At 40.3% G+C, this 24,284-nt stretch carries 22 protein-coding genes, 1 tRNA gene and 2 pseudogenes; 14 read left to right on the forward strand and 11 right to left on the reverse strand.

Features of this window, described 5'->3' with window-relative positions; genetic code table 11:
* Window positions 1–11: 11 nt before the first annotated feature.
* On the reverse strand, window positions 12–374 hold the full coding sequence (locus tag IPM47_05440) for a MerR family transcriptional regulator (GenBank protein ID QQS31389.1): 363 nt from the start codon (window positions 372–374) through the stop codon (window positions 12–14).
* A gap of 117 nt (window positions 375–491) precedes the next feature.
* On the opposite strand from IPM47_05440, the gene IPM47_05445 reads away from it, so the two are divergent.
* The 5 genes and pseudogenes from IPM47_05445 to IPM47_05465 all read left to right on the forward strand — a co-directional run bounded on the left by IPM47_05445 (window position 492) and on the right by IPM47_05465 (window position 4,318).
* On the forward strand, window positions 492–899 hold the full coding sequence (locus IPM47_05445) for a hypothetical protein (GenBank protein ID QQS30394.1): 408 nt from the start codon (window positions 492–494) through the stop codon (window positions 897–899).
* The gene (locus IPM47_05450) at window positions 892–1,374 is read left to right on the forward strand and encodes a hypothetical protein (GenBank protein QQS30395.1); all 483 of its coding nucleotides are present in this window, start codon (window positions 892–894) and stop codon (window positions 1,372–1,374) included. The genes IPM47_05445 and IPM47_05450 overlap by 8 nt, the downstream gene beginning before the upstream one ends.
* A gap of 181 nt (window positions 1,375–1,555) precedes the next feature.
* A pseudogene (locus IPM47_05455) lies at window positions 1,556–1,717 on the forward strand (tyrosine-type recombinase/integrase).
* Between the two features lie 241 nt (window positions 1,718–1,958).
* Window positions 1,959–3,407, forward strand: coding sequence for an MBOAT family protein (locus tag IPM47_05460; protein QQS30396.1), 1,449 nt, complete (start codon window positions 1,959–1,961; stop codon window positions 3,405–3,407).
* 8 nt (window positions 3,408–3,415) lie between these two features.
* Window positions 3,416–4,318, forward strand: a complete 903-nt coding sequence (locus IPM47_05465; protein QQS30397.1) for a hypothetical protein — start codon at window positions 3,416–3,418, stop codon at window positions 4,316–4,318.
* Between the two features lie 192 nt (window positions 4,319–4,510).
* Here IPM47_05465 and IPM47_05470 read toward each other — a convergent pair whose 3' ends face one another.
* Window positions 4,511–4,660 (reverse strand): hypothetical protein, encoded by a 150-nt coding sequence (locus IPM47_05470; GenBank protein ID QQS30398.1) that lies wholly within the window; start codon window positions 4,658–4,660, stop codon window positions 4,511–4,513.
* Between the two features lie 53 nt (window positions 4,661–4,713).
* Complete coding sequence (locus IPM47_05475) at window positions 4,714–4,983, reverse strand: hypothetical protein (GenBank protein ID QQS30399.1); 270 nt, start codon at window positions 4,981–4,983, stop codon at window positions 4,714–4,716.
* A 305-nt stretch (window positions 4,984–5,288) separates the two neighbouring features.
* Between IPM47_05475 and IPM47_05480 the strand changes: the two genes are divergently transcribed.
* Entirely contained in the window at window positions 5,289–5,885 is a 597-nt protein-coding gene (locus tag IPM47_05480; protein QQS30400.1) for a type IV toxin-antitoxin system AbiEi family antitoxin domain-containing protein, read from the forward strand.
* The gene (locus tag IPM47_05485; protein ID QQS30401.1) at window positions 5,878–6,897 is read left to right on the forward strand and encodes a nucleotidyl transferase AbiEii/AbiGii toxin family protein; all 1,020 of its coding nucleotides are present in this window, start codon (window positions 5,878–5,880) and stop codon (window positions 6,895–6,897) included. The genes IPM47_05480 and IPM47_05485 overlap by 8 nt, the downstream gene beginning before the upstream one ends.
* A 157-nt stretch (window positions 6,898–7,054) precedes the next feature.
* On the opposite strand, the gene IPM47_05490 is transcribed toward IPM47_05485, so the two are convergent.
* Entirely contained in the window at window positions 7,055–10,312 is a 3,258-nt protein-coding gene (locus IPM47_05490) for a gliding motility-associated C-terminal domain-containing protein (GenBank protein QQS30402.1), read from the reverse strand.
* A gap of 256 nt (window positions 10,313–10,568) precedes the next feature.
* On the opposite strand from IPM47_05490, the gene IPM47_05495 reads away from it, so the two are divergent.
* Complete coding sequence (locus tag IPM47_05495) at window positions 10,569–11,081, forward strand: FKBP-type peptidyl-prolyl cis-trans isomerase (GenBank protein QQS30403.1); 513 nt, start codon at window positions 10,569–10,571, stop codon at window positions 11,079–11,081.
* Between the two features lie 111 nt (window positions 11,082–11,192).
* On the opposite strand, the gene IPM47_05500 is transcribed toward IPM47_05495, so the two are convergent.
* From IPM47_05500 to IPM47_05530, 7 genes and pseudogenes are all read right to left on the reverse strand, one after another.
* Window positions 11,193–12,347 carry a glycerate kinase gene (locus IPM47_05500; protein QQS31390.1) on the reverse strand — a complete coding sequence of 385 codons (1,155 nt, stop codon included), beginning with the start codon at window positions 12,345–12,347 and terminating at the stop codon, window positions 11,193–11,195.
* Window positions 12,348–12,439: 92 nt separating this feature from the next.
* Window positions 12,440–12,524: transfer RNA gene (locus tag IPM47_05505), tRNA-Ser, on the reverse strand.
* Window positions 12,525–12,618: 94 nt separating this feature from the next.
* Window positions 12,619–12,900 (reverse strand): hypothetical protein, encoded by a 282-nt coding sequence (locus tag IPM47_05510; protein ID QQS30404.1) that lies wholly within the window; start codon window positions 12,898–12,900, stop codon window positions 12,619–12,621.
* Between the two features lie 94 nt (window positions 12,901–12,994).
* Window positions 12,995–14,827: a hypothetical protein gene (locus IPM47_05515; GenBank protein ID QQS30405.1), complete on the reverse strand. Its 1,833-nt coding sequence runs from the start codon at window positions 14,825–14,827 to the stop codon at window positions 12,995–12,997.
* A gap of 36 nt (window positions 14,828–14,863) precedes the next feature.
* Window positions 14,864–15,412 carry a hypothetical protein gene (locus tag IPM47_05520; protein ID QQS30406.1) on the reverse strand — a complete coding sequence of 183 codons (549 nt, stop codon included), beginning with the start codon at window positions 15,410–15,412 and terminating at the stop codon, window positions 14,864–14,866.
* Window positions 15,413–15,561: 149 nt separating this feature from the next.
* Window positions 15,562–16,015, reverse strand: a pseudogene (locus IPM47_05525) (D-tyrosyl-tRNA(Tyr) deacylase).
* A gap of 121 nt (window positions 16,016–16,136) precedes the next feature.
* Entirely contained in the window at window positions 16,137–16,295 is a 159-nt protein-coding gene (locus IPM47_05530; GenBank protein ID QQS30407.1) for a hypothetical protein, read from the reverse strand.
* Window positions 16,296–16,773: 478 nt separating this feature from the next.
* Here IPM47_05530 and IPM47_05535 point away from each other — a divergent pair, with 478 nt between their 5' ends.
* The 6 genes from IPM47_05535 (at window position 16,774) to IPM47_05560 (ending at window position 24,241) form a co-directional block, all read left to right on the forward strand.
* On the forward strand, window positions 16,774–19,920 hold the full coding sequence (locus IPM47_05535) for a glycosidase (GenBank protein QQS30408.1): 3,147 nt from the start codon (window positions 16,774–16,776) through the stop codon (window positions 19,918–19,920).
* Between the two features lie 12 nt (window positions 19,921–19,932).
* Window positions 19,933–20,073 (forward strand): hypothetical protein, encoded by a 141-nt coding sequence (locus IPM47_05540; GenBank protein ID QQS30409.1) that lies wholly within the window; start codon window positions 19,933–19,935, stop codon window positions 20,071–20,073.
* 12 nt (window positions 20,074–20,085) lie between these two features.
* A complete protein-coding gene (locus IPM47_05545) occupies window positions 20,086–21,807 on the forward strand; it encodes an Ig-like domain-containing protein (protein ID QQS30410.1) in 1,722 nt (573 codons plus the stop codon).
* Window positions 21,808–21,820: 13 nt separating this feature from the next.
* Window positions 21,821–22,663, forward strand: a complete 843-nt coding sequence (locus IPM47_05550) for a glycoside hydrolase family 16 protein (GenBank protein QQS30411.1) — start codon at window positions 21,821–21,823, stop codon at window positions 22,661–22,663.
* A 142-nt stretch (window positions 22,664–22,805) separates the two neighbouring features.
* Window positions 22,806–23,603 (forward strand): hypothetical protein, encoded by a 798-nt coding sequence (locus tag IPM47_05555; GenBank protein ID QQS30412.1) that lies wholly within the window; start codon window positions 22,806–22,808, stop codon window positions 23,601–23,603.
* Window positions 23,604–23,653: 50 nt separating this feature from the next.
* Window positions 23,654–24,241, forward strand: a complete 588-nt coding sequence (locus IPM47_05560; protein ID QQS30413.1) for a transposase — start codon at window positions 23,654–23,656, stop codon at window positions 24,239–24,241.
* Window positions 24,242–24,284: the final 43 nt, after the last annotated feature.

Genomic DNA, 24,284 nt, shown 5'->3' on the forward strand with positions numbered 1-24,284 from the left:
CGTGCCAAAGACTAACAATCGCCGTTTTGGACATCTTTAATCCCATCAACAAGGAATTTTCTGACTTGCTTTAGCTGACGTATTTTGGTATCAATTTCATTGATTTTAGAATTCAGAACTTCCACTTTTTTGTCTATAGACAATTTTTTATTAAACCAGCTATCCAGCAGCCCTTTAATTTCAGACAAAGTAAACCCGATTTCTTTCGCCTCCTTGATAAGTTCAATTTTCTCTACGAGACTGTCATCATACTGCTTGTAATTGTTTGTCTTTACCTTTTCATCTGTCATTCCTCTAAACAGACCATAGTTTTCATAATACCTCAAGGTGTGTATGGACAGCCCTGTTCTCTTTGACAATTCGTTTATTAGCATCACACTTAATTTGTTGTTGAAAAATAATTCCATAGTATAGACTATGCTCTATACTTGTTGGTTGCAAAAATAGGACATATCTTTGTCATTTAATTTAAAATGTCAACAACTTTTATTATGAACAGACTAACAGACTTAAAATTTCTTTTTACCGCTGTAGCGATACTTGAATTTTTTTATTTCGCAGCGGCTATGCTTCCTCCGTCACTAATTCCAGCAGCTACAGGTTGGAATTTGAGTCCTGACGGACATTGGATAGCTAAACTCATTGGATTATCGCTCGGAACGATGGGTTATATGGCTTGGATTTTCAGGAAAAATCCACACTTAGGAGTTGCGAAAGGACTTGCATTCTATCAAATGGCAAGTGCTACTATGGATTGGGGTATGTGGTTAGTAATGAAAGATGAAGGTATCTTCAATAATTCATTAGCCGAGACAACAGTAATTGCTGCTATTGTTTCACACTACTTTTTTGGTTTACTTTTAATTATCGGCATCAATAAAGCAAGTAAAAATGGATAGCATCATCAAATATTTTGAAGGAGAAAAACTGCAATGTGCCATTGGCATCTTACTTGGGTTGACGAGCATTATGCTTTCAATTTATTTCATTTACATCAACAAACCCGTATTAAAGGGCATTGGGTATGTATTTATCCCACTATCATTATTACTCTTAGCTGTTTGCATTGGAGTTTTTATGCGAACCCCAAAAGATATAAAAAGAGTAAGCTCATATTATGAAAGTGATCCAATTAAAATGCAGACGGAAGAATTACCTCGAATGGAAAAAGTAATGAAAACATTTCCTGTAATTCAAATGGTAGAGATTGTATTTATTTTTGTCGCTGCTTTTTTATTAGTAGTTTTTTGGAAAAATAACATCATTAAAGGTGTAGGCATTGGTCTTATTATACAAGGCATAATTTTGTATGGATTTGACCATTTTGCCCAATCAAGGGGAAAGATATATTTAGAATTCCTAAATTCACTTTAAGAATAGTTGACAGAAAAAAGCCCGAACCGTTAACATCGGTAACTGTTGCACAACTACTTAAAAACCACTATACACCCAATATATTTGAAAGTTGCTTTCAAATTAAAGACTTCTACCAATTTGATTTCTAACCGGTCTTGATATATCAGGAATAAAAAAGTAAGTAAGTGTATATACCTTTGTGCGCAGTTTTGCAACACATCTGTTATAAAATGGAGCTGATTTGCGCGATATTCAAGTATTGTTAGGACACGAAAACTCCAAAACCACAGAGGTTTACACCCATCTAACCGCCAAAAGCTTCGACCGAATTAAAAGTCCTATAGATAGCAGGGATGTTTAATATCGAATATTTAACTTTGTCTGTGTTATAATTGGCCTTGTTTATAAGAATGGTAGAACCAAAGTTTGCACCTGCAAGAATTGCAGCTCATTGTTTTCCGGATTTGAACCTTACGGATAAAATAGAAATAAACGCAAGTATGGAATTGATAAAGGTTGAGTTGCGATTATATGCGTGTTGTGTGTCATGTCAAGAGATATGATAGTGATAATAATCAACATTAAAGTAATAGATAGAATTTATGCTTTTTAACTCAATTGACTTTGCAATTTTCTTGCCGATAGTTTTTATACTATATTGGTTTGCAACAAACAAAAATCTGAAACTACAAAACTTTCTAATAGTTGCAGCAAGTTATGTTTTTTACGGTTGGTGGGACTGGCGATTTTTATCACTTATACTTTTCAGCACTTTAGTTGACTATTCTGTTGGACTTGGCCTGTTAAAGCAAGAAAATCCAATAAAACGAAAAATATTACTTTGGACAAGTATTTTGGTCAATCTTGGGCTTCTTGGTTTCTTCAAATACTACAATTTTTTCCTTGACAATTTTATAACAGCTTTTTCATTCTTTGGGACTGAGATTAAAGCAAACTCATTAAATTTAATATTACCCGTAGGAATTAGTTTCTATACTTTTCAGACATTAAGCTATTCAATTGATGTTTATAAACGGAAATTAGAGCCAACAAAAGATTTTATTGCATTTTCAGCTTTTGTGAGTTTCTTCCCACAATTGGTTGCAGGGCCAATTGAAAGGGCGACACATTTACTCCCGCAATTTTATAAAAAAAGGACTTTTGAATACTCAAAAGCAGTTGACGGAATGCGGCAAATTCTTTGGGGTTTGTTCAAGAAAATAGTAATTGCAGACAATTGTGCCGAGTTCGCAAATCAAATTTTTAACAACTCAGCAGATATGAACGGAAGTACGCTTGTTTTGGGTGCTTTGTTTTTTACTTTTCAAATATATGGCGACTTTTCTGGTTATTCAGACATTGCAAATGGAACCTCAAGATTGTTTGGCTTTGATTTAATGAGGAATTTTGCTTTCCCTTACTTTTCGAAAGATATTGCAGAGTTTTGGAGACGATGGCATATTTCCCTTTCGACCTGGTTCAGAGATTACCTTTACATTCCTATGGGAGGCAGTCGTGGAGGAACTTTAATGAAAGTTAGAAACACATTTATAATCTTTATTGTTAGTGGGTTTTGGCACGGAGCAAATTGGACTTTTATAGTTTGGGGAGCATTAAACGCAATTTATTTCTTACCACTTTTACTGACTAACAAAAACAGAAATAATATTGAGATTGCAGCACAAGGGAGATTTTTTCCATCCATAAAAGAATTTTCACAAATTCTTGTCACTTTTGGGCTAACCGTTTTTGCATGGATTTTCTTTAGGGCAGAAAATATACAACACGCATTAATATATATATCGGAAATCTTCTCAACATCACTCTTTGAAATTCCACAATTTATGGGAATGAGAAGAGCGTTAATAACAATTTTCCTTATAGGAGCATTTGTGTTAATTGAATGGAAAGGAAGAGAAAGCCAATATGCAATTGAACGTTTAGGAGATAGATGGAACCGTCCTTTAAGATATGCAATGTATTATTCAATCATATTTGCTATTATATTGTTTGGCGGAAAAGAACAACAATTTATTTACTTTCAGTTTTAGAATACGACATGAAAAGGTTTATACACAAGTTGTTGTTATTTATTCTTCCAATATTTATTTTTATTGTTTTTGTTTCATTTTTAGCAGGAGGCTATACAGACCCTTTTTATGTAAGGTTTACAACTCCGAAACAAAAAAACTTAATTATTGGTACATCCCGAGCTGCTCAAGGACTACAACCTGAAATATTCAATAAGATTTTAAATGCCAATATTTACAATTATGCATTTTCGGTTACCCATAGTCCATTTGGCAAAGTTTATTATGAAAGTATTTTAAAAAAACACAATAAAGAAAAAAATGGTATTTTCATTATTACGGTTGACCCTTGGTCTATATCTAGTTGGTGCAAAGATCCTAATGATTTAAATCAATTCAGAGAAAATGAGTTGTGCCTAAACAATACAAGGTATGTAAATTTGTACCCTAATCTGGAGTATTTGTACAAAAACCTGAATGGGAAGTATATAGATATAATTTTGCCTCCATCAAAAAACATGTTTTTACATAATAATGGCTGGCTTGAAGTTAGTGGCATTCCAATGGATAGTGCGTCTGTTAATCAAAGAATTTTAGATAAGATAGCGACCTACAGAACAGAGTATTTACCTAAAACAAAATTTTCTCAAGTAAGATTAGATTATCTTTTGCAAACTGTCAAATACTTAAAAAACTACGGCAAGGTTTTTTTAGTAAGGCTTCCTGTACATAGGGATATGTTGGAAATCGAAGATAAGATAATGCCTGATTTTAATAATGTAATTGAAAAAGCAATAGCATTATCTGATGACTATTTAGATTTAACAACTAAAAATGATGATTTTATTTATACAGATGGAAACCATCTATATAAATCATCAGGTAAGGAAGTTTCTGAACTAATAGCTAATTGGATTAAAAAAAATTTATAAAGCTCGAACGCATAACATAGGTAACTGTTGCATAACTACTTAAAAACTTCTAAATACCCGTTTTTTGAGAAACTTGCCTTCAAATTTACCCTAACTCTCAATTTGTTTTACGGAATATATATTAAGTTTGGTCAGTATTTTTTTGTTTGCATGATTAGAGGCTCTTCTATTCATTTATCTCCGATTAGGATTTTACGATGTGTCTTGTACGATTTCTATGAGTACCGCAATCAACTTTTGCGGGTATATTTTTTCTTTCTCATCCACACTCGGCATGGATTTTTCTATCAACAGCGGCATCCGGTTGATGGGGCTGATGTGTACAAACCGGACATAAGCCATGTAAATAATCTGTATATAGTGTTTTGGGAAAAACAAGTTAAGCTTTTGTTCTATTAATTTGCCGAAACCTCCAAAAAGTCAGTAAATCTAAATTCTCTAACAGCAATCTTGGTTAGGTCTGAGGCACATATTTTCTTTTTTCGCCCATCTGAGGCAATAAAACCGTCAGACTCGGTAATCTTGCCCAACATCGCACCGGTTTTCTTGCGTCTCTTTTTGATTACAGGGTCATAATAAGAACAAATAGTAGTGTCCATTGATGTATCTAATCTCTGTTCCAGATTTGCGATGTGGGATAACCCATGCAGGATAGGTTGTTTCATAAAATACGGTATACACATGAAACGCCAACAACTACTAAATACTAAGAAATCTCAACTTATTTTGAGACTATTCCGTATAAATTTTTAAGAGTTAGGAGTTAAATCAAAAGCAGCAATGTTAGCTCAAAAAAAATTGTTGGGTGGATTAACCGAAACCAACATACTGCTAAGATACAACAAACTGCAGCTTCTGTTCGGGAGATCAATAAAGTTTAATCGCTGCGATTACTGCGAATTTATGTTGCAAAATAAACTTGATTTGTCGCAAATATTTACTAAATTTGCGACAATATCAAAGCGTAAATATGTCCGGAAGCATTGAAACAAAAGTATTAGACAAGGTAAAACGAAACCCAAGGGGAGTGCTTTTTTTTGTGGATAGTTTTGCTGTGATTGCCAACGCAAAAGCCGTGAACAAGGCTTTGGAACGTTTGGTAAAATCGGGTGAATTGGAACGAGTTGCCACAGGCATTTACGTTCGTCCGGTAAATGACGATTACATCGGGAAAGTGTTGCCGGGCATTGAAGAAATTGCCGTTGCCATAGCAAAAAGAGACAGGGCTACGCTTGTTCCCACAGGAAGTTATGCAATGTATAAGTTGGGATTGACTTCGCAAGCTCCATTGAATATCGTTTTCTATTCCGACACTTCCGCGCGAAAAATAAAAATCGGGAAACAAACCATTACATTCAAAAAAGCAAGTTCTAAAAATCTCGCTTTTGTTGGAGAAATTAGTATGTTAGCAATTCAAGCATTGCGAACTATTGGTAAAGACAAAGCAACTGATGAAGAAATAAAACAGATAAAGAAGATTTTGAAAACAGAAAATCCCAAACATTTGCGACACGATTTACAATTAGCGCCTGTTTGGATAAGAAAATTGATTATGACAAATGAATGAGTTTACACATTTACAGGAATGGTTTCGGTTGCCTGATGAAACTAAAATCAGGCTATTTGCAGAAACAAGCAGACAAACAGGTTTGCCGTCATCATCAGCCGCAGAAAAAGATTGGTGGGCAGTGCAAACTTTAGCGATTATCTTTTCAATGGAATGTGCAAACGCTTTGGTTTTTAAAGGCGGAACTTCATTGAGCAAAGGTTGGAATTTGATACAACGTTTTTCGGAAGATATTGATTTGGCGTTGGACAGAGAATTTTTGGGCTTTACAGGAGAGTTATCAAAACAAGGTATCAAAAAACTGCGAAGAAAATCATTTCAATTCATAACAGAAGTTTTCACCGAAGAACTGAAAGCAAAGTTTGCCGAATTGGATTTCAAAGCCGTAATGGTAAAATATCGTGAAGTAGAAAATCACGATCAGGACCCTTTGATTATTGAAATTTACTACAACAAACTAACTGAAACAGACACTTATTTAAAACCCGGTGTTTTAGTTGAAATTGGCAGTCGTTCGCTGAAAGAACCATTTACACAACGAACTTTCGGAACATTTGTATCACAAATCTATTCAGAAAAACCTTTTACAGACAAACCGATAACTATTCCTGTTGTAAATCCTGAACGGACATTTTTAGAGAAAGTATTTTTGCTACACGAAGAATTTCAAAAAGATACAGACAAAATTAGAGTTGAACATCTAAGCCGACACCTATACGACATTGAAAAACTAAGCCAAACTGAATTCGCAGAAACTGCATTACAGGACATAGAACTTTATAAAACAATAGTAAGACATCGTAGTATGTTTACGCCAATTTCAGGTATTGATTACGAAAGACACAGACCTGAAAACATCAAAATTATTCCACAAGATAACTTGCTACCACTTTGGGAAAAAGACTATCAGGATATGACAGCAAGTATGATTTACGGACAGCTATTGCCATTTGACGAACTTATAAAACGGTTGACTAAATTGCAAAAGCGGATAAACAAAAGCCAACTTTAAAAAAAGCAGAGGTACATTTCCGCCGACACATATAACTAAATGAAAAAATGCAAAAGAACTTGTTTGCCAGCGAAAAAAGGACAAACAACAATTGAAAATGAACCTCTAACACGGGTAACTGTTGCATAACCACTCAAAAAATCGCCAACATCAAAATCTACCGGATCAGGGTTAAGTTGCCTTTGACAAATTCGGTTTGTCCGTTGTTGTAAGTAACCTGAGCATAATATACATACACCCCGATGGGTGCAGGTTGATTTTGATGGGTGCCGTTCCATCCTTCGGTCAGGTTGGTTGTGCCAAAGACTTGTTCTCCCCACCGGTTGTAAATATAAAGATGTGCAGAAGACAGGTTAAATCCAAGCAAGGTAAAGACATCGTTAATGCCGTCGTTGTTGGGGCTAAAGGCATTTGGCAATAGGAGATGGTTGGGTCGGGGGTAAATAGTTGCAGTAAAACTTTGGGCATCCACACACCCCAAACTTGAAACGGCAGTTACCTGAAAAAGGGTAGTGGTCTGTGGAAAAATTTGAACAACCGGACAAACCGGGCAATCAGTCAAGCCGGATGGCGACCATTCATAAAGGGTTGGGGTTTGTTCGGAAGTAAAAACGGCGATAGCATTGATGGGTAATGCGCTGCCTTCTTCAATCTGAACATCGGGCAACTCGGGAAGCTCAAGATGGTGGATGGAAATCAAAAAAGTGTCGGCTTGTGCGCAGGGGAGGTCGGGCAAAAAGGTGATGGTATAGGTTTGTCCTGGTTGGGCATTTTCAAAATCCAATATCCCGTTTTGGGCGTTAATGCCAAGACCCCCCGAAACCGAAAAACTGCCACTGATTGACATGGGTTGAATTTGTGCAGGAGGGGTAAATAAATCACTCAGACAATAATAGCTTTGTGGATAACTGAGTTCAGCAATACCCGTTGGAATTTCGGTTACAGTAACCGGCGAAAATTCCGACAAACATCCTGTTAAAGGGGCTGTTTGTTGTACATAAAAAGTTCTGGAAGCCGGAGGCAAGAATGAATTCCCAATGGCAAGGGGTGTTGTATCGGCTACATTGGCAAACCAACTCATCAATCCCGCCCCTTCTGCCTGAAGGATGGGTAAAGGAGTACCCATACAAATTGCAGTATCTGAAACCAAAGGCGGAGGAGGGGCTGAAAAGTAAGAAACTGTTACTGTGCCAAAATCAGAGATACATCCCGTTATCAAATCAGTTTGCCGGAAGTAATAAGTTCCTGCTGAGAGAGGTAAAAAAGCAGGACCTTGTGCCAAAGGAACCGTTTCGCCCGGATTTGAATACCAGTTCACCAATCCCGATGCATTTATCTGAAGCAAAGGGAGGGCATCTTCCTGACAAATCGAAACATCGTCTGCTTCCGGAATTTCGGGCAGGGCGAGTATGGTAATTTCTGTCATAACTGTTACCGAAGAACATCCATATAGCTCAGAGACAGCCCAGAATGTGAAAACTCCTGCGGTGTTACTATCCAAAAAATCGGAGGTTTCCAGAAAACTCCCGGTTCCAATCGGAGACCCTCCTGAACTTGGGGAGGCATTGTACCAGGTTATTGCTCCATTTGAAACAGCCGTCAGGTCCGGCAAAGGTTCATACAAGCACAAAGAAACAGGAGGGGAAATAGTCAGCTCAGGCGGCTCATAGACAATCAATGTTGAGAGAGCAGGTAAACTTTCACAGCCGTTCAACAGTTGCGTTGCCCATATTTGCAAGGTATCGGGCATGGAAGTGTTGAAATAGGTATTCAAATCGAACGAGTTGCCGGAACCAATCACTATGCCCGAACCGGTTAAAGGATTAGTCGAATACCAGTTGACCATTGCTCCTGACACCACATTTCCGGCGGTTAACCATTCGGGTAAATCTCCTATACAATAGGACAGGGATACGGGTATTTCGGGAGGAGGTAAAAAATCGGTTTGCGTAACTATGGCTGTTCCGCTCAAAAAACCGGCTAAAAGGCAGTTGTCATCTTCCAATGCTACCGGCTCATATAATCCGGGGGTTTGCGTATAAATAACAAACGTACCGGTAAACGAAACCATAGGGGGTTGTACCACTCCGTCAATTTGATAGGTAAGGGTAAAAGGCGGTGTTCCGTTCAGGACAAAACTGATGGCCACATCGGAAGGGTTGTTTGCGCAAATATTCCCGCCCCCACTGAGAACTGCAGAAGGAGAAGTAAGAACGGTTACAGAAAAAGACTGTTCGGCTTCGCCACATTCATTGGTTATCTGAGCGGTATAAATGCCTTGTTCGGGTAAAAGGGCAGTATAAGTAAGTCCGTCATTTTGCAAAAGCTGACCGTCGAGTGTCCAGACAATATCTGCCGGTTGAGAGCCGGCAGTATCAATCCCAAAAGTCAGAGGACTCAACGAAGCGGAACATTGGGAAAAAGAAGTGCCCGAAACCGGTGTAATTTGAGGGGGAAAACAATCAATGACTTGTGGGCTTGCAAACTCCCAGGTGCATAAAGACCCAGAAGAACCGTCCACAAACAAATAATAGTCGCCGGCAGGCAGGTTGGGAAGATTGATCGTCGCATCTCCGTTTGTTACCAAACATCCATAAAAAGTTTCGTCATCCAGATCGCAGGTTCCGGTATTTGACCAAATTCCAAGTTGCAGGGTATTGTCGGCCAAAACCCCGATACATTGGATATTAAACACCTCGATGCTGACAAACTGCTGAAAAGGGTTGTTGAACATATACCAAACCCCGTTATGGTTATAATTCCAAAGCCCTCCGGTACATTGATTAAAAAACGAGTTGTAATCGGGTGCCCATTGACTGGGTTCATTACAGGCAGTGGCATTGTAGTTGCTTCCCAATCCGGTAAGGGTAGCGGCGTTTTGACAAAAATCGTTGGGAGGTGCTAAAGCAGGGTTAGAAATATACAGGCTGAATCCCGAACAACTGAAGCCCCCGACTTGCTCACTTCCAATGATGATATAGTAAGTGGTGCCGGCTGTCAGGTTTATTTTGATAAATGGAGTATTATTATTGGCTTCTGAATCTAAACAAACCCCACCGGCACCGGGACAACCCTGAAACACAAATATTCCTGCATCGGGCACTCCGGTTTGATTATACAACTGAATATTATAGCATCCCGAAACAACAGGAGTCAGTTGAAAAACAATTTCCTGACCTTGTAAAAAATTGCCGAAATTGCAGGGACTGCCTCCCCCTAAGGAATAATCATCCCCATAACCGCAGGTGGTTAATCCGGTTTGGTTAAATGGAAGCGTGTTTACTACCAATGGGTTGCCACATGTTGACCCTGCCGGTTGAGCTTTTAACCCTGCGCTTTGCAGCAAAAAAACAACCGGTATAAACGCCAGAATTAGCGCTTTGGCAATGGTTTCGGGTATTGCACACACGGGCACAGTTAAACAGTTAAGTTAAGAGTGGAATTAAATTAAAATTATGCCGTACAAGATACTGCTTTTATTGTTTGAAATAGATGGGCAGTTATGAAAAATATTTTTTACAACAACACAAGCTCTGCCGGGTTAAAAAAAGGCTAGAAAATCCTCAATTTCTGATACACAAAACAATTTACCTGTTCCTAATATCAGGTCGAACTATTATTGCCTGTTTGTGGTTTGTCTATAAAAATTACTCATCAATTTTTGTTCAGACATGATTATTTCCAAAAACAAAGTAGTAACCGTCAGTTACCGGTTGCATGAAGGCAATGCAGAAGGAGAAATGGTAGAAGAAACTTCGGCTGAAGAGCCTTTTGTCTTTTTATTTGGCAGCGGCAGTTTACTCCCCGAATTTGAAGCCAATTTAGACGGATTATCAGAAGGCGACAGTTTTCAGTTTAATATTAACAGTCAGAATGCTTATGGAGAAACTGACCCAAGCGCTATAGTTGAACTGCCAATCAGCATTTTTGTCATAGATGGTCAACTTGCAGGTGACCTCCTTCAGCTCGGCAATGTGGTTCCAATGCGAAACGACCAGGGGCATTTACTACATGGCAAAGTAGTTGGCATTAACGCTAACGAGGTTAAAATGGATTTTAACCACCCTATGGCCGGGAAAGATTTGTTTTTTTCGGGCAAGGTCATCTCAGTAAGAGAAGCCTCTCCCTCAGAAGTAGAACATGGCCATGTGCATGGCGAAGACGGCCATCATCATAGTCATTAAACCCGGTTACGCTTTATGTTTCGGACTTTCCTCAAACTGCACGTTATGCCCCAAACAGCATGACAAGTGTGGTAAAAAGTTGCATTTTTGTTTAAAAAACAACACTTGAATTTAAAGCCTAAAATTGCGTTCAGCACAATACAACCTAAGAACCTGTGTTGAAAGATTTTCTAATCCTTGGGCGGTATGTTCAATTGCTTCGTTAAGGGAGCATGGTGTTTGAAGGATAGAAAAAGCTGCTGTCAACCCTATATTCATAATTTCTTGTGGAGAGGCAGTCAGGCTTCCGCAAAACCCCAATACCGGTATGCCCAGCTTTTTGGCTTTTTGGGATACTCCCTTCACCACTTTTCCATACATGGTTTGGTAGTCAATGCTGCCTTCTCCGGTGATGACTAAATCTGCTTGTTCTAATTGTTTGTCAAATCCGGTATATTGCATGACCAAATCAATTCCCCTTTCTATGGTGGCGTTTAAAAAAACCATGGCACCGGCGCTTGTACCTCCTGCGGCACCTGCTCCGGGAATTTGTGCAATATTTCTGCCAAATTGTTGATGAATTATGCCGGAAAAATGCTGAAGTCCTTGCTCCAACTGCAAGACATCAGATTCAGATGCTCCTTTTTGTCGTGAATAGGTTTGAGCGGCACCTGTTTTTCCACATAGCGGGTTATTCACATCACAGGCAAGGGTAATGTTCAGGTGGTTTGGGTCAAACAACAAATTGCTATAATCAATGATGGCAATTTTAGACAGGTTTTTCCCGACCGGAACGATTTCTTGACCCTGTTCGTCTAAAAAACGATACCCCAATGCAGTTGCCATGCCAATTCCGCCATCGTTGGTAGCGCTTCCACCAATTCCTAAGATGATGTGTTTTGCACCTTGACTAAGGGCATGAATAATCAGTTGCCCGGTGCCGAAAGTAGTGGTGTTCATAGGGTTGCGCTCATTAGGAAGCAGGAGTTGTAAACCCGATGCCTGTGCCATTTCGATAAATGCGGTTTGTTTGTCCGCACTTAACCCGTAGGTTGCTGTAATGTTTCGAAACAGTGGGTCGGCTACCTTAACTGATATAACTGTGCCCCGGCTGTGGTGGGTTAAAATTTCAGCCATTCCTTCGCCTCCATCTGAAAGCGGGTGTATGATTGGGTAGATAGTCTGTTCTGAAATTTTTTCAGCTCCTTTTGCAATAGCTTTAGCAACTTCCAAAGCAGAAAGAGCGTGTTTAAAGCTATCGGGTGCTATGAGCAGGTTGAAAGGCATGGTATTTTCGGGCAAGGTGTCTTAAAAATAGGAAGTCCCAAAAACAACAAACGCGAAACACCGCAGTTGCGGAATTTCGCGTGGTAATGATGCGGAGAGAGAGGGATTCGAACCCCCGGAGGTATCACCCTCAACGGTTTTCAAGACCGCCGCATTAAACCGCTCTGCCATCTCTCCGGTGCAAAGATATGGCCGGTTACGGAATATTTATACATAGTGATACTATTTTTGCCGACAAATAAAATTCTAAATGACAGCACTCAGGCAGGGACTAATTCCATCGCTCGTTTTCAGATTGAGAAATGGCCGCTTTTTTTACTTTTTGCTGATTTCGCCACCAAATAAAACCGAGGGTTGCAATAATAATATAGGGGGTACAAAAGAGGTATAAGATGCCGGTATTCAGACCCAGGGCAAAAGATCCCCCTTCTTTCAGATTTGATTCAGCGGCCGCTCTGCACATGGGGCATTGCGCATAAGCCAATTCTGTTTGAAACAATACAGCGAACATTATCAAAACAAGAACGGGAAAAATAATTCTGAGCGTTTTCATGCCACAAAATTAAAGATTTTAAGCCGATACAACAAAGGTTTATTGTTAAATGTTTTTGGATTTTACCAAGCGCCCGCCGGGCTTGTTTGTTGTTTTACTGTTCAGTGCCAAAATCTGCATCGGGATTTTCCTGACCTTTGGAGTTTTTAAACAATCCGATAGAAGTTGATGGGATGGGAATACGCAGCCCTACATGGTAATAAGGGCTATTGCTGCTAAAGTTAAATCCTACTCCGCCCTGAACATAATCTTTAAACAGACTTCCGGTTGCACCGGCAGAAATTTCGGGATTACCGTCTTTGTTAAAATCGAAAGCTGCAAAGTTAATGCCCAATCCTGCATCAATAAAGTTCCGGTAAAGCATATTTCGGGAGCCGAACTTAAACAGCATACTGTAAGAAGGGCCACCGAGCCAACTTTTGTCGGGGTTGCCCTTAGTGGGGAGGGCAAAGGCATAGGCTACTGCGATATCAATATGAGGCAGGGCGTTGGCAAGCCGCAGGTTGTGTGTTTCCAGTTCTATGGAGCGTTTACTTTCGGCAGGAAGGGCAGCAATTTTCAGTACAATCAAATCGCCGGGCTTTCTGGCACCGGTAAACAAGAGATTGAACTGTGTTGTCAGCGGCAATTCGTTAAAGGTGAGTTTATAGATTTCATCAGTAAATTCAAGTGCTTCGGAATTGACCTGCCTGCCTTTCAACAATAGTTTAAAATTATTGACAAATGTGGTGATTTGTTGTCTTGTTTCACCAATAATTGCCACCACCTGCATGATATCCTGAAGGCTTTTTTCTAATTCAGGGTTTCCGGCTAAATTTGTTTTCAGTTCCAGTAAAAACTTATCTATCCTGATAAATGCCTCAGTTTTTTCTTTTAACCTCCTTGTATCGGCTTCAATTCCGATTAAGAGTTCAACAGCGTCTGTATATTCGGTACCTAATAAATATTTTTGGTTGAGAGATTCCAGAAAAGTTTGATAGTCTTCCACATACTTCAATACTTCGCCCTGAGCCTGCTCGCTCACCGATTTGCCTGCGTTTTTGGCATTATCAATCAGCGTTTTTACCTGTACTTCAAAACTATCTACTTTGGCAGTTATTTTTTCGAGCAACATACTCAAAGGGCGTTGCGATTTTTTAGTCATCTCGCTTAGTTTTTGTGCATTTCCGGCAAAAACCTGCTGATAGCTGCGCAGTTCGGCAATTTGTTTTTCGTTCAAACTCAGTTGATTGCGGCTCACCTCGAATCGTTCGCCTTGTGCTACATCCCCAAATCCTTCTAAACGCACCGGGCTTGTACCGTTATCGGTAACTATCCAGGCCCCCATCTGAATTTTTACCCCTTGCTGATTGATGACTTCCTCTAAAAGTTGTTGTGCATTGTCTAAGGCGATCTGAGTAATTGTAAACACCTCTAAATATTCGTCTGTACTCGAAGCGTTTCTATCTAATTTGCCCAATGCTTCGTCGAGTTGTTCATAAAGTTGGGGCTTGGTTTTAATCAGGGCAATTGCAGCCAACACACGGTCGGCAATTCCCGCTTCGGCTTTTCGCAATATCGAGGGGTCTTTTTTCTCTCTCGGCTGATTGGCATATTCTTCCAAAACTTTATCTAAAGCATCTAATTGTTGAGAGTAGTCCGCAAGAATATTGCCAATCAAGGAAACTTCGTCGAGCAACTTTTTAACCCCGCCATCTTTATCTTCCAAAAACCTGCCTACCCTTAAGCGGAGCGAGTCCTTGTTGACCGAAACATTGACAATACTGTTGACATCAATCGTGGCGTTTTTTTTACCGATGGGGTGGGTTTTTCCTCTTTGATCATATTCCTCCAAATGCAGGATCGCCGGTTTTTGTGCCAATATGTATTGGGCAAACAAAAGCAACAGCGCCAAAAAACAAAGTAAACTTGTTGTGATATGCTTCATAGGTGAAAAGGCTTTGAGTAACTAAAGAAGATGAACTTAGTCCTGATCGGGCAATTTTGGTTTATCTGTTTTCTTCTTGTTAGCCGGGGGCTTTTCCTTATTGTCTGTTACCGGTGGCAAATCCTGATTGCCGGATAAGTTTAAGGTTCTGTCAGCCGGAAAAGCAGGAACCGTTATGCTGCCAACTTTATCAAAGTTAGCGGTTGATTTGCAGGTGGTAAAAGCTTCCAGTACGACTACTCTGTCGGGTACTTTCAAGTTTTCACAAACAAAGCAAATTGTTGATTTGGGATTGACACATACCGCCAACACTTTACTCCAGTCTTTCAGCAAATTAGCATCGGAAAGTTTCAGGGTTTCAAGCACAGCCGTTAACGTTTTCGGGTTTCGAACCCAAACTACCCATTGCGGCTCTTCAATTTTACCGGAGCGCTTATCTGCCAGTTCCACCGTTTCGCGGGCTTTGCTATCATCTCCCAGGACGATAAACAAGATGTACTTGCTGTTTGTAAGAAAGTCGCGCAACAGACTGCTTGCCAATTCCGAATCATCGGTCGGCAGGATGAGCGTTTTAAGAAGCAGCATATTTGATAAGATTTAGGGAGTGAATATTATCATAAATGTAAAACGACTTCAATTCACTTGCACTGATTTGCCGGTAATTTTAAAAATAAAGCGGCTATAGGGAAGTTCAAACTTAAGTATTGTTAGAAAGGATGTGATATTTCAACCGATCAAACCCTGTTTTTTGAGTCTATAATGATGGTAACAGGACCATCATTGACAAGTTCCACTTTCATATCTGCTCCAAAATCGCCGGTCAGTGTAGTTTTCCCCGTCAGTTCACCCAAACGTGTGACAAACTTTTGGTAAAGCGGAATTGCTGTTTCCGGTCGGGCAGCCGAAATAAAAGAAGGGCGGTTGCCTTTTTTTAGTACTGGCATGAAGGGTAAACTGACTGACCACCAGCATTTGCCCGTCAACTTCTTTTGCTGAAAGATTCATCAGTCCGTTTTCATCCGAAAAAATACGGAGGGCTGCTATTTTGTTGGATAACCATTCTATATCTTCCTCAGTATCGGCATGTTCTATGCCCAATAAAATCAACAACCCTGTTTGAATGGCAGCGGTTACAACCACATCAATAGTTACCGAAGCCCTGCTTACGCGTTGAATGACTGCTTTCATACTAACCGTTTATGGCTCAAATATAGGGTTTGTTGAAGAAAGTAAGACTTCATACATTTTTTTGCACAAAGTGATGTATCCTAAGACCTCACTTCAATTTGTAGGCACTACATGATTTGATTTATATGAAATATCCATCCATTCGCACCAGGATTTGGTAAATTTTCTTTACAAACTGCGTAGCTTTTTCCGGAAGAACATACCGGTTGCCTGTCTTGTAATCTTTGAGGAGGGGTACTTTTAGTTGCAACAATGTATTTCGGATGGCGGCTGGGCTCATTTTTTTGTTGTAACCGGACCTTTCATTCAATCTGGAGCAAGCAAATCAGTGCCATAAAACAGATGGCGATGATGTCTGGGTATATTTTTTAGGGTGTTCGGTAGGAATATGGAGCGCATGCGCAGGTCGTGTTTGGCTATTTGGAAGGGTTCCTATACCTGCCACAGTCTGATGTAGTGCGTCAACTACGATTCAGCACTTTGTTTTTCCTGATTATGGTTTTGAGTGCATTCCACTTTTTGTCTGCAAATTGTTATATACAAAATACATACAGCCATAAAATACTTGAAGTAAAAGGGCTTTATTGAGATTTCTTAAGGTGTTGGTTTTAAAAGCGTTTACCTGTGTTTTCCTTTAATATTATCGTTTTTAGCCTTGTTGTATATGTCATGTATATACAAATCAGGAGGGTAGTTTCAATACCTTAATGTGCTCAATAGCTCCAATAATCGTCAAACCTTTACATCAATCATAACTTATGAAAGCAAGGCTACTTACACTCTTTTTGCTCCAGTTTATTTTTTCTTCTATTGCGTTGCATGCACAAACGGGCAAGGTAACTATCGAAAAAACAAATAATGGGATGACCTTGACCGTTGACGGACAGCCATTTATGGTAAACGGTATGAACTGGGATTATTTCCCGATAGGAACCAACTACTCATATAGTTTATGGAATGAGTCGCCCGACATGATTAAGGAAGTGCTGGACTACGAAATGTCGCTGTTAAAGCACATCGGAGTAAATACCATTCGCGTATATACAGGCATTCCTAAAAACTGGATTGAGTATATTTATGATCATCACGGTATTTATACGATGCTCAATCATTCTTACGGGCGTTATGGGCTAACCATTAATGGCAACTGGGAGGCAAATACCGATTATTCCAATGCCGATGTAAAAGAATTGCTGCTGAATGAGGTAAAACAAATTGCCAACGAATATAAAGATACAAGAGGGCTGCTGCTTTACCTGCTTGGAAACGAAAATAACTACGGGCTGTTTTGGGAAGGCGCAGAAACGGAAGACATACCTTTAGAAGACAGGCAATCTTCCATCAGAGCGAGGTTTTTGTATAAGTTATTCAACGAGGGCGCAGTAGCAATGAAAGCCATTGACCAACAGCATCCGGTAGCGCTCTGCAACGGCGATTTGTTGTTTTTGAACCTTATTGCCGAAGAATGTAAAGATGTAGATATTTTTGGTGTAAACATGTATAGAGGCGTTTCGTTTGTAGATGCTTTTGACCGCGTAAAAAAGGAATACGGAAAGCCCATTTTGTTTACAGAATTTGGATCGGATGCTTTTAATGCAAAATCAAATGAGGAAGACCAACAATGTCAAGCCTATCAATTGCATGGTAACTGGCGCGAAATTTACGAAAATGCTGCCGGGGCGGGAAAAGCCGGTAATTCCATCGGAGGGTTTACCTTTCAGTTTAGCGATGGCTGGTGGAAGTATGGACAAACCTCAAACTTAGAAGTTCACGATACGCACGCCTCATGGTCAAACGGGGGTTATCTGTGCGATTATTCGGAAGGCGACAATAATATGAACGAGGAATGGTTTGGTATTTGCGCCAAAGGGCCAACCAACCCCAAAGGGCTATATGAGTTGTTTCCGAGAGCGGCATATTATGTGTTGAAAGAAGTGCATAGCTTTAATCCTCTTTCAACGGGCACAACACAAAGCGAAATAAAAAAACATTTTGATAACATCTCTTTGACCGGCGCAGCTTTGCGGGCAAATGGTGATAAAGCAGCGTTAAAAGGCGAAAAGACCAAATTAATCAGGTTAAGCCGGTTTACAGCCGAGGTATCTACCTTTAATACCGGAGGCAGTTTAATTTCAACTCCAAAAGATCCCGATCCGGCCAATCCGGTATTTCCCAATCAATTGGGTTTCGATCATCAGGAATCGGTTTTTGTTGGCGTTGAAGCCAATCCTACATCAAATATAAGAGCAAATGTTGAGGTGAATGTGTTGGGAAATGTGGCACAAAATCCGATTAACGAAATTTTTTACGAAAATCGGGGTCGCCCTATTTTACTAAACAGCAATAATGGCAACGTCAGAGTAGAATCCATCAACAGGGTGCAACTCTATAAAGCAAGCTATCATTGGGATCATAAATGGTTTAACCTGAACGGGTTTTACCGTACAGGGCATTATCATTGGGGATTTGAAGGCGATTTCTTTGGCTTATACCCCGAAGCAAACTACGGCCCTCAAATGGACATATACAACGGCATTGCGCCACTTGGATTTGAATTTGAAGGCAAAAAAAACTTAGCCGGATTAAAAGTTGCTTTCGGCCCTCAGCTTTGGTGGGGAGCCAACCCTGCTGTTTTAGCAAAATACAGCAGAAATTTGGGTAAGTTCAAATTTACGGGGGGTTACCATGAAGACATTGCAAGTTTGGGCGGCACCCAAAGTTCGTTTGCCGTTCCACAACCCTTAACCCGAAGAATTACTTTGCATGTCAACCGTAGTTTTGGAAGGTTGGGCATAGATTTGGGAGGCATTTGGGGCGGGCAACCGCTCAATGGAAGAGATTTCCAATTGGCAAGAGAAAAAGAAGACGGCACTTTTGATGTTTACCAAGACCAATTGGGAACACAAGACAACTGGGGCGGAAAAATTAAATTCACCTACAAGGGTAAACATATCAATTGGTATGCTCAATCTGCCATCATGGGTTTGGTTGCCAATGGCGGTGCCGATTTTACCAAAACCTTTACCGGCTGGAGACTCAAAGACAGTGGCAGCGGAAATCAATATAATGCCCTGACCGGTTTTACCTATTCAATAGGCAACCTGCAGATTGCGCCCAACTTCTTATGGCAAAAACCTATTGAAGGGCCCATTCCGATTGATGTGCCTGCTCCGGGCAGACCCCGCAATATTCTGGAAGACCCATTTGTTGTTCGGAGTAACAGAGAAACCATTGCCGGAGAAATTCTGCTTACTTATGACCCAACTCCGGGTTCGTGGATGTATGAGTGGGACAATGACAAGTCTGAAGATGCAAAATTTGCCCTAAGCGCCGGTTTGGTCTATCGTCATCATCCCACTATTCAAGATGCCGCAATTGGTATTTTGTCAAACGGGCGTACTTTATTTGCATTTCCGGGATCAGCCCCTGCACAAGATTTATGGGAAATACATACCAGATTGGTTTCCAAAATAAGCGGCAATTTCGGCTTAATTGCCAATTTGTACGGAGGAACTGCCCAGGCAAACGGAAGCGACCCGCGTTTGATTGAACGCTTCGGTATGGAACTGCGCATGATTTACAAAACCCTGAAACTCAATTCTTTTGTAAGGGTAAATGATTGGGGGCCTTACGACTATCACCGTGATTTCAACCTCACTTTCCCTATGCAGTTTATGGTGGATGTGTCAAACACTATCGGAAAACCGGATTGGTTTGACCTGCCTGCTACCCGCTTAGGATTTCGTACCAACTGGCGTTCGCTCGACAAATATTCACCGCGTTATATGCCAACCACCAAAGTTGACCCTAACGGCAATTTTGTACCCGACCCCGATGCTATTGGTTTTGACAACGGCACCGAATGGGAAATCAGAACTTACATTCAATTCAGTATCGGAAATTAAAAAAGACAAAAAATGAAAAATAAATTCTTGTTCAATTATAGCCAGTTTGTTTTTTGCGGATTACTGTTGCTTTTGTTTTCGGGCTGCGAACGGGCTTTAGACGATTTAGAATCGCCCAATTTTTCTACCAATCCCGATGTATTTATAGATTGATTTAGCCCGGGATTGAATTATGCAGCTTTTGGAGGCTCTGTACCCACCGCTTTTGATGTGGACGAAGAAACTACCTACAACAATACCGAGGCTTCCATGAAGTTTGAAGTGCCCGACTTTAATAATCCCAACGGCGCTTATGCCGGAGGAGCTTATTTTACCAACGAGCCACGAGATTTATCAGGCTACGATGCATTAACTTTTTGGATAAAAGCTACCCAACCTGCCACAATTGATGTGGTAGGATTTGGAAACGATTTAGGAGCATTAAAATACTTGGCTTCGGTCAACGGTTTACAGGTAAATACTAATTGGAGAAAATACATCATTCCCTTACCCGATCCTTCCAAACTTTCAGCAGAGCGCGGAATGTTTTATTACTCCGAAGGACCGGAAGACGGCAAAGGCTATACCTTTTGGATTGACGAGGTAAAGTTTGAAAAACTTGGAACTTTGGCGCACCAAAGTGCGACCATTTTTAATGGAGATGAGGTGGTCATGTCGTCCGAAAACGGAGAAACGATTCAGATAACCGGATTGACCTCTGCTCATAACCTCCCCACCGGAATTGACCAAAGCGTTAACGTTGCTTACAGTTATTTTAGTTTTTTATCGTCAAATCCGGCAGTAGCATCTGTCAGTCAGGAAGGTTTGGTGACAGTACATAGCGAAGGAACTGCACAAATTACTGCAAAACTTGGCAGCATTGACGCAGCAGGTTCGCTCACCATCAACTCGGTGGGCGAGGCAATTAAGCCGGCATCTCCACCGCCTTCACCTACCCGAAGTGCCGATAAGGTTATTTCCATGTACAGCAATGTTTACGAGAATGTACCTGTAGATACTTGGAATACCCGTTGGCAATTTTCTACCGCCGAAGAGTCTTTTGTCGAAATAGACGGAGACGATGCCATCCGTTATCGAAGTCTGAATTTTGTCGGCATTGAGTTTTCGTCTCAACCCATTGACGCTGCCGGCATGACTCATTTCCATTTAGATATATGGACACCCGACCCTACCAATGCACCGAACAATTTTAAAGTATTGTTGGTGGACTTTGGCGCTAATGGCTTGTTTGGCGGAGATGATGATTCTTCACACGAACTAACCTTTACCGCCCCTACCCTAACCACCCAAAACTGGATAAGTCTGGATATTCCATTGTCTAATTTCAGTGGATTGTTAAACAGGTCAAACTTGGCTCAATTGGTTCTTTCGGGCACTTTACCCAATCTTTATCTGGACAATGTGTATTTTTATAACGACGACACACCGCCTTTGCTACCCACAACAGCCGCTCCTACTCCCACACACAGTGCGTCAAGTGTACTTTCGGTGTTCAGCGATGCTTATACCAATATTGCGGGCACAAATCTTAACCCCTTTTGGGGACAAGCCACAGTAGTTACCCAAGAAGCCATTCAAGGAAACAATACCCTGAAATACACCGGACTTAACTATCAGGGTATTCAATTGGGCAGCAGCCAAAATGTTTCTTCATATACCTATTTACATATAGATTTCTGGACCGCAAACTCCACTTTACTGAATGTTTTTTTAATCAGCACAGGGCCGGTAGAAACTGCCTATTCATTACCGGTTCCAACTTCGGGATGGTCAAGCATAGATATACCCTTATCTTCTTTTGCACCGGTAGATTTAACTGATGTCATTCAGTTTAAATTTGAAGGGAACGGCACAATTTATTTAGATAACCTTTATTTCCGCAATTAAAATCTATTACAACATGAAAACAATCAGGTTGTTGGTGTTTATACCTTTTGCATTTTCTTTTTTAATTGGTTCTATTGTTTTCTCCGGTTGCAAAGGAGATGATTTTCAAAAATTAGAAGCGCGCAATTGGTCGTTGGTATGGAGTGATGAGTTTAATGGCGAAGCAGGTACTTCACCCGATTCGACAAAATGGACGTATGATATTGGCACAGGACAAAATGGATGGGGAAATCAGGAATTGCAATACTATACCGACCGAAGCCAAAATGTGTCAATGGATGGAGAAGGGAACTTGGTGATTACCGCAATAAAAGAGTTGTATGCAGGTTCGGGTTTTACCTCAGCCAGATTAAATACAAAAGGCTTATTCGAACAAACCTACGGGCGTTTTGAGGCAAGGTTAAAAACCCCTTACGGTCCGGGTATATGGCCGGCATTTTGGCTCTTGGGTTCCAATATAGAAACCGTCAACTGGCCTCAATGTGGCGAAATTGATATTATGGAACTTCGAGGCCAGCATCCGCAAATAATAAATGGCACACTTCACGGCCCCGGTTATTCGGGAGGAAATTCTATTACAGGTGCTTATGGTTTGGAAAACGATCGGTATGATTCAAACTTCCACACTTTCGCCGTTGAATGGTTTCCCGACAGAATAGATTTTTTTGTTGATGACTATTTATACCAACGCATTGAACCCAATGAAGTTAACGGAGAGTGGGTATATGACCACCCGTTTTTCATGATTCTCAATGTAGCAGTAGGCGGTAATTATGTCGGATTCCCTACCGAGCAAACGCCTTTCCCTCAAAAAATGATCATTGATTACATCAGGGTTTACAATGAGGCAAATTAAAAAATAGGAACCACCCCGGAATATGAAGTTTGATCTGTAACTCCGCAATTTCATAGGTAATAGGTGTAAAAAAAATGCTGGAAGCCTTGTTTTAAGAAGAATTGGCTCTACCTTTGTTATTCCCTAATCATAGGTAATAGTTATGGCGCATCCTGATTGGGTTTTGACACACAAGATTAAAGGTTCCGAAATAAAGTTTATAAACGGAAATTACTACTTATACAAGGTTAGTAGTCGTTGGAACAAAGAAAAGAAACGCGCTGAAAAGATAAGTGGGGAGTTTATTGGTAGAATTACTCCAGAGGGATTATTAACCCGTTCTACCGGAACTCCTCAAATATTGGCTAAGTCTGTCAGTGTTAAAGAATACGGTGCTTCTCATTATCTTTACAAAGAACATACCGATATTTTGCAAGCATTACAGACCCACTTTCCAGATTGGCATAAGGAATTATTTGTTTTATCTGCCTATCGCCTATTGCACCACGCCCCGTTAAAAAACATGCCCCTGTACTATGAACAGTCCTACTTATCAGAATTACTGCCGGCAGCCCAATTAAGCGATAAGAACATTACTGCCCTTTTGCGTTCTGTAGGATCACAAAGGGAACAGATAGTCAACTGCCTCAAAGCATTGATGAAAGGCAATAGTTTTATTTTATTGGATGTTACGCATATTACCTCATTTTCTGAGGAGCTGGATCTTGCACAAGTAGGGTATAATAGTCAGCGAACTTTTGACCCACAGGTTAACTTGTTTTTCATGTTTTCCACCGATTTGTCTCTACCTGTTTATTATCGACTGCTTCCCGGTAATGTACGTGATGTTTCTGCCATGAAATTGAGTATCCTGGAGAGCGGACTTCAAAATATTATCATTGTTGCCGATAAAGGCTTCTGCTCTCAAAAAATATTGCCGACCTCGATGAGGCACAGCTAATGTATCTGCTGCCTTTGCGTCGGAATTCAAGTCTTGTCAATTACACTCCTTTGCATACTAACAAAGGGCAGCAACTCCAGTACTTTCTTTATAAACAACAACCCATTTGGTACTACACTATCCAACTACCGGACAATAAACGAATTATTGTCTTTGTGAATGACTACCTCAAGGCAACCGAAAAACAAGACTTTATTCGTAGAATAGAAAACCAAACAAAGGGCTATGATATGCACACCTTCTATCAGAAGCAAGATGCCTTTGGCACCTTAGCACTGCTAACCAACCTCCCAGATGACTATCAGCCTGAACAGATTTATCAACGATACAAAACCCGAACCCATATCGAGCAACTCTTTGATGCGTTCAAAAACATTTTACATGCTGACCGTACTTACATGAGAGGAGGAGCAGAGATGGAAGCATGGCTGTTCATCAATTTCATGGCAACAGTTTTTTACTATCAACTCTACAAAATATTAACAGAGAGGAGATTACTAAAAAAATATACCCCCAAAGATATTCTCCTACATTTATCCGGTATAAAAACCTTAAAAATTAATCAGAACTGGGAAATCGCTGAAATACCTAAGAAAACAGCAGAATTGATCGTCAAAATCGAAAAACCTATTACCTAAATCCTGCGGAGTTACAGTTTGATTCATCGCAAACGAAAAGTAT

Source organism: Sphingobacteriales bacterium, from assembly GCA_016700115.1.
GTDB lineage: Bacteria > Bacteroidota > Bacteroidia > Chitinophagales > UBA2359 > UBA2359.

What these genes read in the sequence shown, in the direction of transcription:
- IPM47_05440 (QQS31389.1), bottom strand. Translation starts at nt 374, where the DNA reads ATGCTAATAAACGAATTGTCAAAGAGAACAGGGCTGTCCATACACACC.
- IPM47_05495 (QQS30403.1), top strand. Translation starts at nt 10,569, where the DNA reads ATGATTATTTCCAAAAACAAAGTAGTAACCGTCAGTTACCGGTTGCAT.
- IPM47_05500 (QQS31390.1), bottom strand. Translation starts at nt 12,347, where the DNA reads ATGCCTTTCAACCTGCTCATAGCACCCGATAGCTTTAAACACGCTCTT.
- IPM47_05485 (QQS30401.1), top strand. Translation starts at nt 5,878, where the DNA reads ATGAATGAGTTTACACATTTACAGGAATGGTTTCGGTTGCCTGATGAA.
- IPM47_05520 (QQS30406.1), bottom strand. Translation starts at nt 15,412, where the DNA reads ATGCTGCTTCTTAAAACGCTCATCCTGCCGACCGATGATTCGGAATTG.
- IPM47_05470 (QQS30398.1), bottom strand. Translation starts at nt 4,660, where the DNA reads ATGGCTTATGTCCGGTTTGTACACATCAGCCCCATCAACCGGATGCCG.
- IPM47_05535 (QQS30408.1), top strand. Translation starts at nt 16,774, where the DNA reads ATGAAAGCAAGGCTACTTACACTCTTTTTGCTCCAGTTTATTTTTTCT.
- IPM47_05450 (QQS30395.1), top strand. Translation starts at nt 892, where the DNA reads ATGGATAGCATCATCAAATATTTTGAAGGAGAAAAACTGCAATGTGCC.
- IPM47_05540 (QQS30409.1), top strand. Translation starts at nt 19,933, where the DNA reads ATGAAAAATAAATTCTTGTTCAATTATAGCCAGTTTGTTTTTTGCGGA.
- IPM47_05460 (QQS30396.1), top strand. Translation starts at nt 1,959, where the DNA reads ATGCTTTTTAACTCAATTGACTTTGCAATTTTCTTGCCGATAGTTTTT.
- IPM47_05515 (QQS30405.1), bottom strand. Translation starts at nt 14,827, where the DNA reads ATGAAGCATATCACAACAAGTTTACTTTGTTTTTTGGCGCTGTTGCTT.
- IPM47_05555 (QQS30412.1), top strand. Translation starts at nt 22,806, where the DNA reads ATGGCGCATCCTGATTGGGTTTTGACACACAAGATTAAAGGTTCCGAA.
- IPM47_05465 (QQS30397.1), top strand. Translation starts at nt 3,416, where the DNA reads ATGAAAAGGTTTATACACAAGTTGTTGTTATTTATTCTTCCAATATTT.
- IPM47_05480 (QQS30400.1), top strand. Translation starts at nt 5,289, where the DNA reads ATGTCCGGAAGCATTGAAACAAAAGTATTAGACAAGGTAAAACGAAAC.
- IPM47_05445 (QQS30394.1), top strand. Translation starts at nt 492, where the DNA reads ATGAACAGACTAACAGACTTAAAATTTCTTTTTACCGCTGTAGCGATA.
- IPM47_05530 (QQS30407.1), bottom strand. Translation starts at nt 16,295, where the DNA reads ATGAGCCCAGCCGCCATCCGAAATACATTGTTGCAACTAAAAGTACCC.
- IPM47_05510 (QQS30404.1), bottom strand. Translation starts at nt 12,900, where the DNA reads ATGAAAACGCTCAGAATTATTTTTCCCGTTCTTGTTTTGATAATGTTC.
- IPM47_05550 (QQS30411.1), top strand. Translation starts at nt 21,821, where the DNA reads ATGAAAACAATCAGGTTGTTGGTGTTTATACCTTTTGCATTTTCTTTT.
- IPM47_05475 (QQS30399.1), bottom strand. Translation starts at nt 4,983, where the DNA reads ATGAAACAACCTATCCTGCATGGGTTATCCCACATCGCAAATCTGGAA.